This window comes from Nocardia macrotermitis, from assembly GCF_009604405.1.
In the GTDB taxonomy this organism is placed as follows: domain Bacteria; phylum Actinomycetota; class Actinomycetes; order Mycobacteriales; family Mycobacteriaceae; genus Nocardia; species Nocardia macrotermitis.
Window position 1 is genome coordinate 252041 of sequence record NZ_WEGK01000001.1, and the last position, 20210, is coordinate 272250.

The window sequence follows — 20210 nt, forward strand, 5'->3', positions numbered from 1 at the left end:
AAATCCGGCTGGAGCGTATCGGCGCACTCCCGATCGGCAGCCCCGCACACGCGCAGACCTGGGCACCCCACAATTCCGCGGCGCGGCCACTGTGACACCGCATCGAATTCCCGAACTCACCCACCCTGACGTGCGGAATTGTCTACCGTATTGCCGGTCGGGCGATTCCCTTTCCGGATGAATGACGAGAACAGTGAAATCTCTGCGCACGATCGTGCTCACCGTGGTGGCCGGATGTCTGCTGACGACGCCGCTTCCGGCCGCGGCCGCACCCACCGACCAGGGGCCCAGCGGCCCGCAGCAGTGGATCGACAACACCATTCCCGCACCGCGATTCCCGGCTGCGGCCCCGCTGCCGAACGCCTCGCTCACACCGCGGCTCTCGGCGCTGTGGCGGGCCGTGCAGTCCACCCCGGCCGGTGATCCGATCTTCGATTCCCGGCCCGGGAACCTCGACGGGTTACATCCGGGCGACATCATCGCCGCGCGCGATGTGACCGCGACCTCGGCGCTGCTCGCGGTGGTGCCCATCCGGCAGGCGCTGCTGCTGAAGTTCCGCACCACCGACGGCAACGGCAAGCCCTCCTTCGGCACCGCGACGCTGGTGATTCCGGCCGCGGCCTGGACCGGTCCGGGTGATCGGCCGGTGGTGGTGAACGCGATCCCGATCAACTCCCTGGGCCTGCGCTGCACCCCGGGCTACGCGATGGCACACGGTCCGCACTCCAAATTCAGTGTGGGAGATCTGATTCCGCCGACGACATGGTGGGGCCTGTCGCGCGGATACGCGGTGCTGATTCCCGATCACGAGGGACCGCTGATGGCGTACGCGGATCCGAACGTCGCCGGGCATATCGTGCTGGACGCGATTCGCGCCGTGCGCGCGCAGGATCCGAATCGCTTCTCCCGCAGCCGATTCGCGATCGGCGGCTATTCCGGCGGGGCGATCGCCTCCTACGCGGCGGCGATGCTGCAATCCGAGTACGCGCCGGAGCTGAACGGGATTCTGGTCGGCGTGACCACCGGCGGCCTGGTCACCGACTACCGGACCATCGCGCACAAGTTCAACGGCAATATGGCCTCGGGCATCCTGCTGGTCGTGGCCCTGGCGATCGCGCGCGAACATCCCGAATTGCTGGCGTATCTCAATCATCTGGGCCAGTGGGCCGCGACGTCGCCGGTGAAGGACACCTGCGGGGACAGCAACGGGCCGCTCGGGGTGACCGGTGTGCCCGTGCAGATCGCCTCGACGGTCGCCGACCCACTGAACAGTCCACTGGCACAACAACTCTTCGCGCGATTCGATCTGCGCGGGCGGACCTCCGGTGCGCCGCTGTACATCTACCACGCGGCCTGGGACATCTGGATTCCGGAGCAGGATTCACGGAATCTGTTCACCAGCCAGTGCGCGCGCGGGGTGCGGGCGGTATCGCGCACCGTGCCCGGTGAACACGCGATCGGCATGTTCGCCGGATTCATCGGGGCCACCCAGTGGCTGGACGAACGACTGCGCGGACATCCGGCGCCGAGCGAATGCCCGGCGCGACAGGCTACTTCGACAACTCCAGCACGGCCCGGGGATCCCACGGCATCGGCCCGACCGGGAAGCTGAACCGCACCAGCCGGTGCGGTTCGGCGACCTCGAAGTGCGCGACCGCCGGGGGCAGGAAGCCGCCGATCACCTTGTCCGCCATCGTATTCAGCTGCGGCAGGCGCGGGCGTAACCGCACCTGCCGGCATCGGACGCGCCCGGCCGGAACCTCGATGGTCGCGCACTGTTCGATCCGCGCCGACAGCGGCACGTGGACCGAATAGGCCAGCCACAGATTCACCGACTCCTCCACGCCCTCGGTGAAATCCAGGCCGCGCAACAGGATCAGCCCGCCCAGCAGCGGCATCACATTGGCCGGGAACGGTGTGATCAGTCCGCCGAATTGCAGATGCTCCACGCCGAGGAACCGGCCCTCCTCGCGGGAGACCACGATGCCGCCGGAACGTGATTCGGCACAATAGCTTTCGGCGTGCAGCACCGCCTCGATCCGGCGGAAACGCTGACACACCGTCATCTCGAAATCGCCGCCGACGGCGCGGGCCTCGATGACCGAGAAATAGCCGTCCCGCTCGCGGGTGGTCACCCCGCTCAGATCGAGCCGTCCGGGCCGTCCCTCGACCAGGACGGTGTAGTCGGTCCGCTCCCCGTCCGGAATGCCCGGGTCGCGAAAGACGCTGTGCACCTTGAACTCCTGTCGAGTGATCACCGAGCGCGTCCGCTCAGCCCGCAACACCGGCGACGTCGGTGAATACCACGGCCAGCGCGGTGAGGTAGCGATCCACCGACTCGTGCGCCACCGGCGTATCAGGATAGATGACACTCAACGTGGTCCGCTCGGAAAAGCGATTGATCCACATCAGCACCTCCTCCGAGGCCGCCCGGTTCGCGTACACACCGCATTCGGCCATGTCGAAGTATTCGCTCCCGGACAGCTCGCGGGTGTCCACGTACGAGATCATCGGATGTCCCGAACCGGGTCCGGCCTTGATCTCCGGATCCGATCGCAGCAGTTCCAGCACACGATGTAATGCGGTGGGAGCCAACAGGAGTCCGTCGTCGTAGGCGCGCTGCGCCAGCGGCAGCAGCCGCGTGAACGGGGTCCTGGCGCCGACCGGGAACGCGACCGGCACCAGGTTCACGTACCAGCCCACCGAGGCCCGCTCGGCCGCCGAGACGCGGGTGCTGATCGGCGTCATGCCGAAGTAGTAGTCGCCGCCGGTCGTCTCGCGTTCGGCCAGCGCCGCGGCGGCGAAGATGCCACCGGCGAATTCGGCACCCTGATCCGCGCACACGCGCTCGAACCGATCCGCTGCCGCACCGTCCAGCAGCGTCATGGTGCGGTGCGCGCTGCGGTTGTAGCCGTCCAGGCGTTTGCCCAGATCCATTGGGAAGCACGGTAATCGGCCGTCGTTGGCGCGCAACAGCTGTGCCCAGCGGCGCACGCCGGGTGAATTGAGGGTCAGTTGTTCGGTGTAGGCGCGCTCGCGAGCGCAGTAGTCCAGGTAGCTCGCCGGTTCGGTGAGCATGCCGGTGTCCTGCCACACCTGTGCGAGATACAGTGCGGCCAACTCGAATCCGGCGATGTACTGGCCGAATCCGTCGGTGTGCAGATGGTCCGCGGCCAGGTAGACGGTGGTGGATTCGGCGCGTTCGATCGCGCCGAAGGTGAAGCAGTCCCAGGTGAACGGTCCCGGCGTGGTCTTCTCCACATGTTCGCGGATGGTTTCCGCGTCGTAGATCTCGCCGTGGTCGACCGGGACGAATTCCACCGCCTCGGCGGGTACCAGATGCCGCCGCACCACACCGCCGGGTTCGAGGGCGAACCAGCTGCGAAAACTGTCGTGCCGCTGGAGAAATGCGTTCACCACCGTCGTCATCGCCGCCCGGTCCAGATCACCGGCGGGGATCTCGGCGGTGACCACGCACAGCCCCGAGTACCGGAAATCGGCCCCGCTGTGCCGGTCGGCCAGGCGCAGATACTCCTCCTGCTGATGGGACGGCGGCACCGGATGCTCCGGGGCCCGCGCGGCCCGCTCCAGCGCCCGCGGCGAGGCCACCCAGCTCACGAGGCGGCCGGGCGCGGGTTCCCACTCGTCGATCAGACCGAAACCGACCACGACATGTCCTCACTTCCCTGTGCGCGCCGACGCACGGCCCGTCTCGCGATCGGGCCGTGCGCGGCGCGTTGTCTCGACGGGTTCGTCACCGCGAGCCGACGGCGACCGACACCAGTTCGGCCGCGCCGGATGGAACCGGCTGTGGCGCTTCGGATTCCGATACCGCGGTCGCCGAGGCGAGGATCAGCTCGGCCACCTTCGGCCCGGCCTGTTCCAGACTGAACGAGCGGCCCATCTGGAGGGACATCAGATCGATACCGAGCGTTTTGGTCACGCGCGCACCGAGTTCCACCGCCATCAGCGAATCCAGGCCCAGCTCCGGCACCGGGACGGTCATATCGATCGATTCGACCGGAACGCCCATCACCACCGCGAGTTCCTCGGCCATCTTGCGGGCGATGAAGGGGCCGCGTTTGACCTCCTCGAGTTCGGCGAGTTCGTCCCGCAACTGGGCCAGCTCCGAGGTGTCCTTGGCCGATGCCTGGGCCAGCGCGATGGTGCGTCCGGTCCGGGCCAGCTGCGGGAAGGTGCCGGTGAGTTTGGCCCAATCGGTCGGGATGACGGCCGCCCGCGTCGCGCCCAGGCGCAGGGTCTGTTCCAGATACGCGGTGGCATCGGCCATGTCGATCGCGCCGAATCCGACCAGGTCGAGGTATTTCACCGCGGTCTCGTCGGCGGCCATACCGCCGGTCGCACCGGACAGATGCCCCCAGCCGACGCACAGCGCCCGCTCACCCGCGCGGGACCACTGTTCGGCCAGCGATTCCACCGCGACATTGGCCGCGCAGTAGTTGTACTGCCCGTAGATGCCGTACATCGAACCGCCCGAGGAGCACAGCACGAACATGTCCAGCGTGATATCGGCGTCCGCGATCGCCCGGTGCAGTACGCGCGCGCCGTGCACCTTGGGCCGGTACACCCGGTCGAGCTGATCGTGATCCATCAGCGCGATCCGGTTGTCGGCGACCGCGCCCGCCGCGTGGAACACACCGCGCAGCGGATGTTCGGCGGTGTGGGCGCGGGTCACCATGGCGGCCACGGCCTCGGCGTCGGTGACGTCGAGTTTCTCCTCGAGCACCTCCACTCCGACCGTGCGCCACGCGTCTAGTTGCCGCCGGGCCGGCTCGGTCGTCGCGCCGCCGCGTCCGGCCAGGACCAGCCGCCGCGCACCCCGCATGACCAGCCAGCGGCCGATCGCCATACCGAAACCGCCGAAACCGCCCGTCACCAGATAGGTTGCGGCACAGTCGATCTCGATCTCGGGTAGATGCGGCCGGACGGGTGGTTCCGGATCGTCGATGCGCAGCGCGATGCGGGTGGTGCGGGTCGAGCGGATGGTCTCCTCGAACGCCCTGGCCACCTCGCGCGTATCGAACATGGTGTACTCCAACGGCTGGTACACCCCCTCCAGCACCCGCTGGTAGACGCGTTGCAGCAGCGCGATCAGACGTTCGGGACGCACCGCGACCAGCCGGTCCAGATCCATCGAGAAGTAGGCCACGTTCTTGTCGAAGTTGCTCATCTCGAGCAGACCGCCGGTGTAGATGTCGGCCTTGCCGACCTCCACGATCCGCCCGAATTCGGCTACGGCGGTGAAGTTCTGGCGCAGGATCTCCCCCGGCGCGCTACTGAGCACCACATCCGCACCGGCGCCCTCGGTGATGGTGAGCACGTCGTCGACGAAGTTCAGCGATCGGGAGTTCACCGCGTAATCCGCGCCCAGGCTCAGGATGTGGGCGCGCCGCTCATCGGTGCTCGCGGTGCCGATGATGCGGGCCCCGCGCGCCTTGGCGACCTGGATGGCCGCGGTGCCCACGCCGCCGGCCGCGCCGTGGATCAGCACCGTCTCGCCCGGTTCGAGCCGGGCCAGATCGTGCAGTGCGTATTCGGCGGTGCCGAAAGCGATTGTGCTGGTGCAGTATCCGGGATCGGTGTCGGCCGGCAGCGGGATGGTCAGCGCGCGATCCGAGAGGGCGAAGCGGCGCATCATGCCCTTGGCCGCGATCGCGACCAGATCACCGACGGACAGATCGGTGACGTTCTCACCCAGCCGGGTGATCACCCCGACGCCCTCCATCCCCGGCACGGTGCCGAAGTAGGTCGGCGCGAGTTCGCGTTCCCCGAGCAGCCCGATGACCTTCAGCGGATCCTTGTAGTTCAGTCCGATGACCTGCATCCGGACCTCGACCTGATCGGGACCCGGTGCCGGACGCGGACATTCGCGCCAGGCCAGCGCGGACAGCACGCGGGTGCGAGGCAGTTCCAGCGTGAAGTTGGCCTCCGGATCGGTCAGCGGTCGGGCGGTGTCCAGATCCTCGAGCCGGTCGGGCAGCGGTTTGGTCACCACCGGCACCCAGCGCCCGCCCGCGCGCAGCAGTACCTCGTCGGAGTTGTCGAGCGAGAACGCCCCGGGCACAGCGAGTTCCGCGATCAGATCGGCGATCGGGGTGCCGGGTTCGGTGTCGACGAGCCGCCAGCGCAGCGCGGTCTGTTCGTTGAGCAGTACGCGGCGCGCACCGGCGAGAGCGGCGTGCGCGGACTCGGGTGCGGTCGGGCTGTCCGGCAGGGTGAAGGCGTGTTCGGTCACCAGGGTGACGTGGCAGACGCCGTCGCCGAAAACCGACTGCGGGGTGCCGTCCGCGGCTTCCGGATTCGCGAATTCGTTGACGGCCACGGCAATTCGCTTGAGGGTCCACAGGTCGGCGAGGTCGTCCCGCCGATCGGGCGCGGCGACCAGGACCACGTGCAGCCGCCGGGTGCCCGCATCGCGTCCGGCCTGGAGTAGTTCGGTCAGTTCCGGTTCGAGTTCCGGTCCCGGCGAATCCACCTGGTACAGCCAGGATCCCGGTACGGCCGCGGCGAGTTCGGTTGCACGAGCACTCGTTCCGATGGCGACGATCAGGGTGGTGGCGGATCCGGCTTCGGTCAGGGCGGCCGGATCTATGGGATCGCGCTGTTCCATGGTGTCGGTGTAGTAGAAATCGACCATCCGGTGCAGCGGGTCGTCCCCCGGACGCAGTGCGCCGATCCGCAAGCCGCTCAGGCGCATCACCAGATTCTGGTCGGTGTCGAGCAGGTCGACGTCGGCGCGCAACCGCGCCTTCGGGTCGCGGCGGGCCACCACGGTGATCCGCTCGGGCAACGGGGCCAGCAGTCGCACCGCGTTCACCCCGACCGGCACCATCGTGCCCTCGTTGATCCGCTCGTCGGCGAACAGCAGCGCCGCGCTCTGCATGGCCGCGTCGACCACCGCCGGATGGGCCAGATGTCCTGAGCCCGCGGCGATTCCGCCGTCCACGGTGGCGACCGCGACGTCCTGTCCGACCCGCACCGCCAGCACCCGCCGGAACGACGGGCCGTACTGCAGGCCCGCGGCATCCAGCCCGGAATAGAACATCTCCGGATCGATGTCGACCCCGACCTCGATCTTCGGCACCCGGGTGAAGGTCTGCTCGTGACTGCCGGTCAGCAGGCGGCCGTGCGCGTGCACGGTCCACGCCTGCCCGGTCGCGCCGCGCGAGCGGATCAGGAATCGCCCGCCGGCCTCCTCCACGCTCAATGCCACCAGCGGCACGTCCGGTGCGCCCATGATCAGCGGTGCGACGAACCGGACCTGTTCCAGGCCAACGCGTTTGACACCGAGCCTGCTGGCCGCCGCACTGAGCGCGGCGTCCAGGTAGGCCGCGCCGGGCATGATCTTCACACCGTTGACGACGTGATCGGCCAGCCACGGCAGCAACTCGCCGCCGACCTGGAGCAGCCAGTCCGGGCGCCCTTCCAGATCCGGATCGCCGAGCATCGCGTATCCGTCGGGAGTGCCGAGCCGGGCCTGTTCGAAAAGCGGTAGCGCGGAATGCAATCGGGTGCGCTGCCACGGATAGCGCGGCAGCGGCAGATGAGGTGTGGGCGCGCGATCCGGCGGGAACAACGTGTCCACCGCGAGCACCCCGGCGGCGTACAGGCCGATGAGCGTGCGCCGGATACTCTCCGAATCCCCTTGTGTGCGATCGAGTGTCGGCACGGTGGTGCCGTTGACGTCCGCGCCCAGCAGCGTCTCGCGAATATTGCCCGAGAGCACCGGATGCGGGCCGACCTCGAGGAAAACCCGGCTGTCCGCGGCGATCAACGCGGCGATCGCGTCCCGGAACAGCACCGGCCGACGCACATTCGCGCACCAGTATTCCGCGTCCCAATCCCCCTCGGTGACCCGCGCGCCGGTGACGGTCGAGTACAGCGGCACCGTGGGCGGCTGCGGTTTCAGCTCGGCCAGTTCGGTGCGCAACTCGTCCAGGATCGGATCCATCAGCTGACTGTGATACGGCACCTCCACTCGCAGCCGACGCGCGAAAACACCTTCCTCGGTGAGCTTTTCGGCGATCTCGTCGAGCCGTTCCACAGCACCGGACAGGGTCAGCGAACTCGCGCTGTTGATCGCCGCGATGTCGACCCGCGCGTCCTCGCCGACCAGTTCGCGGGCCTGCTCCGGATTCAGCCCGACCGCGAGCATGCCGCCGGTCCCCGCGGTGGTGGCCTGCAACCGGGCCCGGTGATAGGCGACCCGCACGGCCTCGGGCAGGGTCAGCATCCCGGTGACATACGCCGCGGACACCTCGCCGACGCTGTGGCCCACCACCGCCGCGGGCGTGACGCCGTATTCGGCGAGTTCGCGCACCAGCGCCACCTGGATCAGGAAGTTCGCGGGTTGCGCGACCTCAGTCCGGGTGACCCGCGAATCCTCCTCGGGCCGTTGCAGTTCCTCGATGATGGACCAGCCCGACAACGCCCGGAACTCCTCGTCGACGCGGCGGGCTGTTTCAGCGAAAACCCCACCGGCACCGAGAAGTTCACGCCCCATCCGCCAGTGCTGCGGGCCCATCCCGGAGAACACGAATACCGGTTCGGCCACCCGCGACAGGATCGTGCGGGCGGCGTCGCGCCCCTCTCCCCCGGCGAACAGACGAAGCTGGGAGATCAACTCGGTGGCGTCGCCGTCGACCAGCACACCGGTGCGATACGGGTGATGCGCCAGCCGGGTCCACGCCGCCTCGGCCAGATGGTCCGGATCCGCTCCTGCCGCAAGCAGATCCGCGAACCGACCCGCCTGCGCCCGGGCCGCGGCGGTGCCGCGCGCGGAGATGGGCAGGATCCCGAAGTGGTTGCGCTCGTGCGTGATCGACGCCAGCGGCTCGCGATACTCCTGGAGAATCGCGTGCGCGTTGGTGCCGCCGTAGCCGAATCCGTTGACCGCGATCGTCATCGGCGCACCGCCGGGCGCGAGCGGTTCGGGCTCGAGCTGGACGCTCAACCCCAACTCCTCGAACGGAATATCCGGATTGGGCTTGTCCAGCCACCCCTGCGGCGGAATCGTGCGATGCGAGATCGCCAGCGCCGCCTTGATCACGCTCGCCACCCCCGCCGCGGCCTCGGTATGCCCGATGGTCGACTTCACCGACCCCACCCCGAGGGTGCCGGCGCGTCCGGCGGGTGCACCGAAAACCCTTCCCAGCGCGCGCAATTCGACCGGGTCACCGACCAGCGTGCCGGTGCCGTGCGCCTCGACGTAGGTGATCTCGTCCGGCCGCAACCCCGCGCGCGTGCACACCTGACGGGCCAGCGACTCCTGCGATTCGGCGCTGGGCACGGTGATCGCGGTGGTGCGCCCGTCCTGATTCGCACCGGTCGCCTTGACCACCGAATAGATCCGGTCGCCGTCGCGGACCGCGTCCTCGAGCCGCTTGAGCACCACCATGCCCGCGCCCTCGCCGCGGCCGTAGCCGTCGGCGGAGGCGTCGAAGGATTTGCAGCGGCCGTCGGTCGCCAGGAATCCGCCCTTGCACATCAGCACGAACGTCTCGGGCTGCAACATGACGTTGACCCCGCCCGCCAGCGCCACCTCGCAGTCGCCGTGCTCCAGCGCCTGGCAGGCCAGGTGGAACGCCACCAGCGAGGAGGAACACGCGGTGTCGACCGTCAGCGCGGGCCCGGTCAGGTTGAGCGCGTACGCGATTCGATTGGACAGCATCGTGTAGGAGGCGCTGGCCGGGGTGTGCATATCGGTGTGGAACAGGGCCGGGCCGACCACGCCGATCACCGACTGATCCACCACGAATCCGCCCACGTACACCCCGACCGGCGCGCCCGTCGCACGCCCGGCCACCCCCGCGTCGTCCAGGGCCTCCCAGGTCACCTCGAGCAGCAGTCGCTGCTGCGGGTCCAGCACCGTCGCCTCGCGCGGGGAGATGCCGAAGAAATCCGGATCGAATTCCCACGGATCGATCGTCATGAACGCGCCGTGTTTGGTGTAGGCGCGGCCCGGCGTGCGCGGTTCGGGATCGTAGTAGCGCCGATAATCCCAGCGGTCGGCCGGAATCTCCACGACACCGTCCCGTTTGTCGACCACGAAATCCCAGAACGCGGCGGGTGAATCGATGCCGCCCGCGAATCGGCAACCGATACCGACAATTGCAATATCAGACACGCAGTTTTCCTCCCGAGCTCGGGATATGTCATCGCCGTCCGATTCGGCGATCGGGTAATTCGGGTCCCCCACATGATCGACCAGCCCGGGGCTCAGTGTATCGGCCGATCGCGGGCCGGCCAGTCCCGTACGCGCATTTTGTGCGGTCCTGGGAGCCGATCCGGTCGCCACTGTGACATCGCCCAGAACACGCAGGTGAACGGCATGGCGATCCGACGAAAGGCGTATCGCGCGACCGGAGTTCGTCACAATGCCGCGTTCGAATCGTTCACAATATCGGTCGCCTGTCATTGTGCGGTTTCGGCATACGTCCGGTTGTCACCGGCGAATCGGCGAATGCGCGGATAGGCTCCCCTCGGAGTTCGGCGTGCATATCGGAACTCCACGCGTACACCCGAATTCGACGCGGCCGGGAGGCGACCATTGTTCACCGATTTCACCCGCTGGGCGGATATGGTTGTCCGACGGCGGTTCACGGTGATCGTGGTCCTGTTCGCGGCCCTGTTGGCGCTGGGTGTGTACGGCATGGATCTGCACTCCCGGCTCAGCGCCGACGGCTGGGACGATCCCGGATCGCAGTCCATCCGCGAGGCGCGCATCAAGTCGGAAGCGTTCGGGCGCAACCATATTGCCGATGTGCTCGTGCTCTACCACGCACCGGCCGGGCGCACGATCGACGATCCGGCGTTCGCCCGCACCATCGTGCGCGACCTGAACGCACTGCCGCAACGTTTTCCGGAGCAGATCGCCAAGATCAACGGCACCTACTGGCGTACCGACACCGGCGTCTCGCTGCCGGACGTCTTCGGTACGAAGGATCGCCGATATGCCTTCGCCTCCATAGCGATTCGCGGCGACGACAACACCACGGTGATGCGCAACTATCGAAAGGTCGCCGGGGAGTTCACCATTCCCGGGATCGATATGCGGGTCGCGGGCGGGCAGCCGGTCGCCGGGGCACTGAACGACACCATGGCCCACGATCAGCTGCGGATGGAACTGTTCGCCATCCCCGCGGTCGCGATACTGTTGTTCTTCGTCTTCGGCGGCGTCGTCGCGGCGGCGCTGCCGCTCATCGCGGGCGGGCTCACGGTGGTCGGCGCGTGGGGCGTGATCCGGGCCATCACCACGGTCACCGACGTGAATTCCTTCGTCTCCCCGGTGGTTTCGATGATCGGGCTCGGGCTGGCGATCGACTACGGACTGTTCATCGTGAGCCGGTTCCGGGAAGAACTCGCCGACGGGCACGAGGTTCCGGTGGCGGTGCGCCGCACCATGGGCAGCGCCGGACGCACGGTGGTGTCCTCGGCGACCATCGTGGTGGCGGCGTCGGCGGCGATTCTGCTGTTCCCGCAAGGGTTTCTGCGTTCGTTCGCCTACGGCGCGATGATCACCGTCGCACTGGCCGCGTTCACCGCGGTCACCCTGCTGCCCGCTCTGCTCGCGGTGCTGGGCCGCCGGATCGATCTGTTCGGATTCCGCCGGTTCCAGCGCACCCGCGGTACGTCCGAGGATCCGGACAACCGCTGGGGGCGGCTCGCCGGATGGGTGATGAAAAGACCACTGGCCGTGGGCATCCCGATCGTCGCGATACTCGTGCTGCTGATCGCGCCGATCCGCGACATCGCCTTCGGCGGGATCACCGAACGCTTCCTGCCGCCGGACAACCCGACCCGGGTGGCACAGCAGCATTTCGACCGGATCTTCCCGCTGCGCCAGACCGGACCGATCTCCCTGATCCTGATCACCAACGACAGCGCCGCGGTTCCACATGTCTTCGAAAACGCCGATCGCGCACCAGGTTTGGCCGCACCGTTCCCGAACCCCGTGCAGGCGTCCTCGACCCTGGGCGTCTTCACCACCGACACCGTGCTGCTCGATCCGCACCGCCCCGATCCCACCATCGACTACCTGCGATCGATGCCGTTACCCAGGGGCACAACACTTCTCGTGGGCGGCACCCCCGCCGAACAACGCGACAGCGTCGACGCGCTGCTGCACCGCCTGCCCTGGATGATCGCGCTGGTCTTCGCGCTGACCACCGCGCTGATGTTCACGGCCTTCGGCTCGATCGTGCTGCCGCTACAGGCCGCCGCGCTCAACCTGCTCGGCCTCGGCTCCACCCTGGGCATCCTGACCTGGGTCTTCATCGACGGACACGGTTCGCGCGCCATGAATTTCACCCCGCAGCCGATCATGGCGCTGGTGCTGGTGCTGATCGTCTCGGTGATCTACGGCCTGTCCACCGACTACCAGATATTCCTGCTCGCCCGCATCGTGGAGGCCCGGCGCGCGGGCGCGTCCACCGTCGAGGCGGTCCGCTCCGGTATCGCGCACACCGGCCGGATCATCACCGCCGCCGCCCTGATCCTGCTGGTGGTCACCGGCGCGTTCGCGCTCTCGGAGCTGGTGATGATGCAGTACATCGCGTTCGGCATGGTCGCGGCGCTGTTCATCGATGCGGCCGTGCTGCGCATGCTGCTGGTCCCGGCGACCATGCGGCTGTTCGGCGATCTGTCCTGGTGGTCCCCGCGCCGACGCCGCCGACCACCCGCCACTGCACCGGCCGAACCCGAAACCGCGACCACACCCGAGGTGGCGCACTCGGCCGCACTCTGATCGAACACCGCCACATCGATACACCACACACACCGACGGCACCCATTTCGTCGTCTCGCGAATCATGCTCCCGCCCACCGCGCTACCCAGCAATACCCTCCGGAACACCCCACAGCCCGCCACTCCACTCGCGTGGACCTCACCTACCGCTACTGGTGTGCCCGTACTCTGCTGGGACGATCACCGGGAGGATGGGATGTCCGAGGAGACCGCACCGGCCGGACGCCGGCGCGATTCGGCCGCCACACGCGCGGCGCTGCTGACCGCCGCGCAGGAACTGTTCGGCGAACGCGGATTCGAGCGCGCCACCGTGCGCGATATCGCCGCGCGCGCGGGCGTGAATCAGGCGTTGCTGTTCCGCTACTTCGGCACGAAGGACGAACTGTTCCGCGCCTCGATCACCGACCGCGGCCGCCGGGTGCTGGCCGAGGGCCCCGACGACGCCCTGCTGGGCCGCATGCTCGATCGCATGCTGGAGCCGGAAACCACTGCCGCGCAGGACTATTGGCTGCAAGCCGCGCTGCGCTCCAGCGGCCACGACGAGGGCGCCGAGGCGATCCGCGCGCAACTCGGCCAGGAGTACGTGCGCGCGCTGTCCACCCTCACCGACGAGCCCGACGCGGAACTGCGCGCGGATCTGTTGCTGGCGTGGTTGCTGGGCATCGGCCTGATGCGTTCGGTGCACCGGCGTGATCCGCTGGCCGGGGCCGATCCGGACGCGGTTGCCGGACATGTGCTGCGCGCCGCCCGCGTGCTGCTCGAGCGCATGGATGTGAATTTCCCACCGCGATAACGAGATTCATCCGTTGACGCACCCCGGGGACCACCCTACGATACTTTTGTAAGCAACTGCTTACATCGCTTACACGCCGTGAGCGGCGTGGGGGAAGGGAGTTCACATGAGCGTCGACTCGCCGGTACGCGACTACCCCTTCGGAGATCCGGTCCGGCTCGAGATCCATCCGCTCTTCGAACGGTTACGCCACGAGGAGCCGATCAGCCGCGTGCACCTGCCCTACGGCGGCGACGGCTGGCTGGTCACCCGCTACGACGACGTCAAATTCGTGCTCGCCGACCCGCGATTCAGCCGCGCGGTGACCGTGGACCGCGAGGACGTCCCGCGCGCGGTCCCCCAGCCCACCCGCGGCAATTCACTGCTCAGCATGGACCCGCCCGAACACAGCCGCCTGCGCAAACTCGTCGCCAAGGCGTTCACCAGCCGCCGGGTCGATCTGCTGCGCCCGCGCGCCCAGCAGATCGTCGACGAACGCCTGGACGAGATCGAACGACTCGGCGCGCCCGCCGATCTGGTCGCGAATCTGGCTCTGCCACTTCCGGTTACGGTGATCTGCGAGATGCTCGGGGTGCCGCCCGAGGATCAGCACCGGTTCCGCGACTTCTCCGACGCGATCCTGTCCACCACCGCCTACACCGCCGAGGAGATCACCGCCGCGCGCACCGGCCTGGAAACCTATCTGGCCGAGGTGGTCGCCGAACGCCGTAGCAACCCGGACAGCGGCGACGATCTGCTGGGCGCGCTGGTCACCGCGCGCGACAACGACGACCGGCTCACCGAGGCCGAACTGGTCCAGCTCGGCATCACGCTACTCATCGCCGGTCACGAGACCACCGCCAACCAGATCGCCAACTTCACCTATCTGCTGCTGTCCACCCCCGGCCACTGGGACGCGCTGCGCGCGGATCCGGAGCTGGTGCCCGACGCGGTCGAGGAACTGCTGCGCTATGTGCAGCTCGGTTCCGGCGGCGCGTTCGCCCGGGTGGCCACCGAGGACGTCGAGGTGGGCGGCACCACCGTGCGCGCCGGTGACGCGGTGTTCGTCAACACCCAGTCCGCCAATCGCGACGAAGCGGTCTTCCACGACCCGGCCGAACTGGACCTGACCCGCCAGCACAACCCGCACATCGCCTTCGGGCACGGCGTGCACCACTGCCTCGGCGCGCAGCTGGCCCGGATCGAATTGCAGGTCGCGCTGTCCTCGCTGCTGCGCCGGTTCCCGGGACTGCGGCTGGCCGTGCCCGCCGAGGAGGTCCCGTGGAAGACCGGTCTGCTGGTGCGCGGACCCGTCGCGCTGCCGGTGACCTGGTAGGGGCGCGCCGATGAGCGATCAGTGGCGGATCACCGTCGACCGCGAGACCTGCATCGGCTCGGGGATGTGCACCGGCACGGCCGCGGCGCACTTCACCCTCGTGGACGGCTACTCGAGCCCCGTCGCCGAACTGACCGATCCGGACGAGAGCGTCATCGATGCCGCCGAGTCCTGTCCGGTGGAGGCGATTCTGGTGCGAGCGGCCGATTCGGGAAAGGTGCTCGCACCCGAACAATGAGGGGACGCCGCGTCGCCGCACCCGATCGGGGCGGCGGCGCGGAGTTCTCGCCGCCGCGCAGCTACCGGACAGCACAAAGCGGACACTAACGCGGAGATCTCGCTCCGCTGAGCAATTCCTGTGAGGCAGCGTCGTTTTCGCGATCCTGCGGCAAGATCGACTCATGCAGGATCGACCCATGGAGGAATGTCGTAACGATCGTGTCCCGTCCCCGTCGGCCGCGGGCGTGCGGGCGCAGGGGCGCGGAGGTGGACGTGGAATACTGGCCCGAGCGGGGGCACGATGAGCCAGACCGACGATCCGGAACACACCGGCGGGTCGCACCCCGCCCAGGAACCCACCACCGACGTACCGGCCGCCGCTAACACGGGGATCGGTGAGGACGAACAGAACACCGTGACCGATTCGAGCCCCGGCCAACCGACCGACGCCAACCCACCCTCCGGCCAGGAGAGCCGCCCCGGAACCCCACCGGCGGGCGATGCTCCCAAGGACGCACCCGCCGGTACCGCAGCCGAAACCGCTGCCACACAAGACAATACGGACAGTTCCGGCATCAAGCCGCAATCCGCCGACGCCACGACCGCGATTCCCGGCGGATCCGAGGCGGCCACCGTCGTGATCCCGAATGCCGAGGCCGCGACCGCTGCGATCCCCACCGGCTCACCGGCCGCTCCCGGCACGCCCTCGAACGTGCCCGCCGGATCGCCGAACACGCCCGGCACCCCTTCGGGAGCACCCGAGTCGGCGAGCGCCCCCGCCGCCGACGCACCGACGACGTTCGTCCCGGCCACCCCGGTCGCACCGCCCACCAAGATCGCCGCGGCCACCACCGGCACCTCGGTCCCCGGCCCCGGCCGCACGACCTGGCTGCTGGTCGGCGCGGCGATCCTGATCGTCGTGATCGCCGTCGGCGCGGTCTTCCTCGGCCGATCCGGCAGCGGTGGCAGTGGCAGCGCGCACGAGAGCACCACCCCCGCGGTCCCGGCCGCGGCGATCGCGGTCCCCGACACGGCGAATCCGATCAACCCGAGCGTCCCGATCACCGTCACGGCCAGCGGCGGCCACCTGACCGCCGTCACCGCCACCACCCCGGACGGCAAACCCCTCGCGGGCACCCTGTCCCCCGACGGGAAGACCTGGACGAACACCGATTCGCTCGCCTTCTCCAGCGCCTACACCATCGTCGCCGACGCGGTGAACTCCGCCGGTGCGCACACCAAGCAGAACTTCACGGTCAACACGATGTCAGCCGACAACGTCAGCACCGCCTACGCGAACGTCGTGCCCGCACCCGACGTCGTCTCCGACACCGGTATCGGCGTCGGCCAGCCGATGGTCTTCCAGTTCACCAAGCCGGTGGCCAACAAGGCCGAGGTGCAGAAGCATCTGCACGTCACCGTCACCCCGGCCCAGCCGGGCGCGTGGTACTGGGTCGACGACAAGGACGTGCACTACCGCGCCGCGACCTACTGGCAGCCGGGCACCAAAATCCACATCGAGGCCGACGTGGTGGGCCTGGACCTGGGCAACGGCGTGCTGGGCGCGGAGAACAACAGCGCCGACTACACCGTGCACGACTCCTGGGTCGCCAAGGCCGACGGCAGCACCGACGAGCTGACCATCTTCCAGAACGGCAAACAGGTCAACCAGATGCCGATGAGCCTGGGCTCGCCCGGTTTCCCCTCGCACGAGGGCCCGCACGTCATCTCGGCCAAGCAGCCCTCGATCGTGATGGATTCGTGCAGCTACGGCACCTGCGCCGGCTCGCCCGGCTACTACCGCGAGACGGTGCTGCTCGACGAGCGCATCTCCAACGACGGCGAGTTCGTGCACTCCGCGCCGTGGTCGGTCGGGCAGCAGGGCAGCAGCAACGTCTCGCACGGCTGCGTGAACCTCTCGCCCGCCAACGCGCAGTGGTTCTACGACCACTTCGGGATCGGTGACGTCGTGGAGATCACCAACTCCGGCGGCCCCAGCCTGCCGGTGTGGGACACCTACGGCGACTGGGAGGTCCCGTGGCAGACCTGGCAGGCCGGTAACGCCAACAGCTGACCGGTTCGCCCCCGCCGACGCGGCCCATATCACGGCCGCGTCGGCGGTGTTGTTCGGATTGTCCTGATTGGACCGCGATTCGCGGACATGATAAGAGAATTCATGTGCCGGATTCCTCGTTGACGCAGCCCGTTTCGCCGCCCAGCCCGCCGGCCGATGCGAATCACGCACCGGCACAAGGGTGTTGCGTTCGGTGATGGCGAAGACGACGCAGTCGGTGCGCACCGGCACGCAGCGTGGTCCGGTCGCCGCGCCCTCGGCCGCGAGCGCGTACCGCCTGGATCTGGACGGTCTGCGCGGTGTGGCCATCGTCCTGGTGGTGCTGTTCCACATCTGGTTCGGGCGGGTGTCCGGCGGCGTGGACGTGTTCCTGGTGCTGTCCGGTTTCTTCTTCACCGGGCTGCTGCTGCGGCAGATCGAATCCGGCGGCGCGGTGCGGGTGCTGTTCACCGTGCGACGCACGCTGCGCCGCCTGCTCCCGGCGCTGCTCGTGGTGCTGTCGGCCGTGGTGCTCGCGGCGGTGACGCTGCGACCGATCACCCAGTGGGCCGATCTCGCGAATCAGACGCTGGCCTCGGCGTTCTACTACCAGAACTGGCATCTGGCGCTAGCGTCCTCGGATTATCTGGCGGCCGACCCGTCGGTGAGCCCGCTGCAACACCTCTGGTCGATGTCGGTGCAGGGGCAGTTCTATCTGGCGATCACGGTGCTGCTGGCGGCGGTGGCCTGGACGCTGCGCAAACTGGGCCGTCCCGCACAGGTGCGCCCGACGCTGCTGGTGCTGCTGGGCGCGCTCGCGGTGGCCTCGTTCGTCTACGCGATGGCCGGGGAGAACGCCAATCAGAGCTGGAACTACTACGACTCCTTCGCGCGCGCGTGGGAGTTGCTGGTCGGTGGGCTGCTGGCGATCGCCGCGCCCTGGCTGACCATGCCGCGCGTCGTGCGCACGGTGCTGGCGATCGCCGGGGTGGTCATCGTCGCGATCTGCGGTGAGCTGGTCTTCGGCGCGGCCGTCTTCCCCGGTCCGGCGGCGTTGATCCCGGTCGGCGCGGCCGTCGCGCTGATCCTCGCGGGAAACAATCTGGAACCCGAGCACCGGCCGCTGCTGCTGCGCTGGCTGGCCACCCGTCCGGCCGTGGAACTCGGCGGGATGGCGTATTCGCTGTATCTGTGGCACTGGCCGTTCCTGATCTTCTATCTCTCCGAGCGCGGCAGGCCGATGGCCGGGCCCATCGGCGGTCTCGGTGTGATCGGGGTGTCGCTGGTGCTCGCGTACGCGACCCGGCATCTGGTCGAGGAACCGCTGCGGATGCGGTCGGCCCGCGCGCTCGCGGCCGCACAGGCGGGCGAGCCGACCGACCGATCCCGGACGTTCTCGCTCGCGCCGATCCTGCTGCGGCTCCGCAAGCCGATCGGCGCGCTGGTCGCGGTGATCGGCCTGGTCGGCATCGGGGCCAGCGCGACCTGGCACATCGCGATGGGCGCGAACGGGCCGCAACCGCCGACCTCGCTGGATCCGGTCGACTATCCCGGCGCGGAGGCACTGGCCGCGGGCGCACCGGTCCCGCACGCCCGGATGCGACCCACCATTCTGGAAGCCCCCGCGGATCTGCCCTATCCGACCACCGACGGCTGCATCGCGGACTGGTCCACGACCGACCTGGTCACCTGCGATTACGGTGACCGCACTGCCGAGCGCACGCTCGCGGTGGTCGGCAGCTCGCACGCCGAGCACTGGATTCCGGCATTGCAGATCCTGGGGCAGCAGCACGGGTTCCGGGTGCGGGTGATGTTGAAGATGGGTTGCCCGCTGACCGTGTCGGACGACATCTCCTACAAGGGCGAGACCATTCCGGACTGTCACGACTGGTCCCGCAAGGTGATCGACCGGCTCGGCGAGGAACGCCCGGACTGGGTGTTCACCACCGGCACCCGGCCCCTGGACGGACCCGGCGACGAGACGCCGCAGGACTACCTGGACGTCTGGTCCCAGCTCGCCGATCGTGGCCTGAACGTCGTCGCCATCCGCGACACGCCGTGGCTGCGACACGACGGTGTGCGCTACCGCGCGTCGGACTGCCTGGCCGACGGCGGGGACAGCACGAGTTGCGGCCTACCGCGCGACTACGCGCTCAACCCGGTGAATCCGGAGGCCGAACCCGCCTCGCGATTCCCGAACGTCTTTCCGCTCGATATGACCGACGCGGTCTGCGCGGCGGACGTCTGCCCGGTCTCCGCAGGCAATATCCTCATTTATCACGACGAACATCACCTGACCGCCAACTACTCGCGTTCCCTGGCTCCCGCACTGGGCCGGGCGATGCGACCGATCCTGCATTGGTGGTGAGCACCGCACCACCGGCGCGAGCACGCGGCCTCGGGTGACCGGCCGAAACGTCGACGAGATAGTTAGCAAAGGTAAACTATTCGACGAGTGAAGGTGGTGACCGCACGTGACCGAGAACGGCAAACGCACGATCGGGTTGATCTGGTCCCAGACCCCCGACCGCGTCATCGGCGCGAACGGCGGAATTCCGTGGCAGATCCCCGAGGACGTCCAGCACTTCCAGGACGTCACGAGCGGTCGCACCATCATCATGGGCCGCCGCACCTGGGACGCACTGCCCGAACAGGCCCGCGTGGCGCCCGACCGCCGCACGGTCGTCATCACCCGCAATCCCGAATGGTTCGCGCCCGGTGCCGAGCGGGCGAGTTCGGTGGAGGAGGCGCTGGCGCTCACCGATCCGGACGAGGTCTGGGTGCTCGGCGGCGCCGAAATCTTCGCCGCGGCAGTCGAATTCGCGACCGTCATCGTGGTCACCGAGGTCGACACCGAGGTGTCCGGGGATGCCTACGCACCCGAGATCCCGCCGCAATTCGTGCTGGCGTTCACCACCGGGATCAGCCGCTCGTCCAACGGCAAGGACAGTTTCCAGTTCCGCAGTTACGCGCGGAAGTAAGACTGTCCGCACGGTCGCCAGCCGCGCCGACCGGCGGATCGGGTGCGCGAATCAGCCATTCGACTGCGTGAACCGGTAACCGG

General features: G+C 68.5%; 11 protein-coding genes. 8 read left to right on the forward strand and 3 right to left on the reverse strand.

The features are described from left to right. Nucleotides 1-193 precede the first annotated feature (193 nt). On the forward strand, nucleotides 194-1612 hold the full coding sequence (locus NRB20_RS01120; RefSeq protein ID WP_319944290.1) for a lipase family protein: 1419 nt from the start codon (nucleotides 194-196) through the stop codon (nucleotides 1610-1612). Here the strand turns inward: NRB20_RS01120 and NRB20_RS01125 are convergent. From NRB20_RS01125 to NRB20_RS01135, 3 genes are all read right to left on the reverse strand, one after another. Then, nucleotides 1551-2258 (reverse strand): hypothetical protein, encoded by a 708-nt coding sequence (locus tag NRB20_RS01125; protein WP_319944291.1) that lies wholly within the window; start codon nucleotides 2256-2258, stop codon nucleotides 1551-1553. The genes NRB20_RS01120 and NRB20_RS01125 overlap by 62 nt on opposite strands. 13 nt (nucleotides 2259-2271) lie before the next feature. Then, nucleotides 2272-3669, reverse strand: a complete 1398-nt coding sequence (locus NRB20_RS01130) for a condensation domain-containing protein (RefSeq protein WP_319944292.1) — start codon at nucleotides 3667-3669, stop codon at nucleotides 2272-2274. An 85-nt stretch (nucleotides 3670-3754) separates the two neighbouring features. After that, the gene (locus NRB20_RS01135) at nucleotides 3755-10147 is read right to left on the reverse strand and encodes a type I polyketide synthase (RefSeq protein WP_319944293.1); all 6393 of its coding nucleotides are present in this window, start codon (nucleotides 10145-10147) and stop codon (nucleotides 3755-3757) included. Nucleotides 10148-10570: 423 nt separating this feature from the next. Between NRB20_RS01135 and NRB20_RS01140 the strand changes: the two genes are divergently transcribed. The 7 genes from NRB20_RS01140 (at nucleotide 10571) to NRB20_RS01170 (ending at nucleotide 20127) form a co-directional block, all read left to right on the forward strand. Beyond that, nucleotides 10571-12766, forward strand: a complete 2196-nt coding sequence (locus NRB20_RS01140; RefSeq protein WP_153407297.1) for an MMPL family transporter — start codon at nucleotides 10571-10573, stop codon at nucleotides 12764-12766. Between the two features lie 196 nt (nucleotides 12767-12962). Then, nucleotides 12963-13559 (forward strand): TetR/AcrR family transcriptional regulator, encoded by a 597-nt coding sequence (locus NRB20_RS01145; RefSeq protein ID WP_153407298.1) that lies wholly within the window; start codon nucleotides 12963-12965, stop codon nucleotides 13557-13559. A gap of 106 nt (nucleotides 13560-13665) precedes the next feature. Next, the gene (locus NRB20_RS01150; protein ID WP_153407299.1) at nucleotides 13666-14874 is read left to right on the forward strand and encodes a cytochrome P450; all 1209 of its coding nucleotides are present in this window, start codon (nucleotides 13666-13668) and stop codon (nucleotides 14872-14874) included. Between the two features lie 10 nt (nucleotides 14875-14884). Then, nucleotides 14885-15112, forward strand: a complete 228-nt coding sequence (locus NRB20_RS01155) for a ferredoxin (RefSeq protein WP_153407300.1) — start codon at nucleotides 14885-14887, stop codon at nucleotides 15110-15112. Nucleotides 15113-16108: 996 nt separating this feature from the next. Continuing rightward, nucleotides 16109-17167, forward strand: coding sequence for a L,D-transpeptidase (locus NRB20_RS01160; RefSeq protein ID WP_406603776.1), 1059 nt, complete (start codon nucleotides 16109-16111; stop codon nucleotides 17165-17167). Between the two features lie 196 nt (nucleotides 17168-17363). Beyond that, nucleotides 17364-19514 (forward strand): acyltransferase family protein, encoded by a 2151-nt coding sequence (locus tag NRB20_RS01165; protein ID WP_153407302.1) that lies wholly within the window; start codon nucleotides 17364-17366, stop codon nucleotides 19512-19514. 106 nt (nucleotides 19515-19620) lie between these two features. Next, nucleotides 19621-20127 carry a dihydrofolate reductase gene (locus tag NRB20_RS01170; protein WP_319944294.1) on the forward strand — a complete coding sequence of 169 codons (507 nt, stop codon included), beginning with the start codon at nucleotides 19621-19623 and terminating at the stop codon, nucleotides 20125-20127. The last annotated feature ends 83 nt before the right edge of the window (nucleotides 20128-20210 follow it).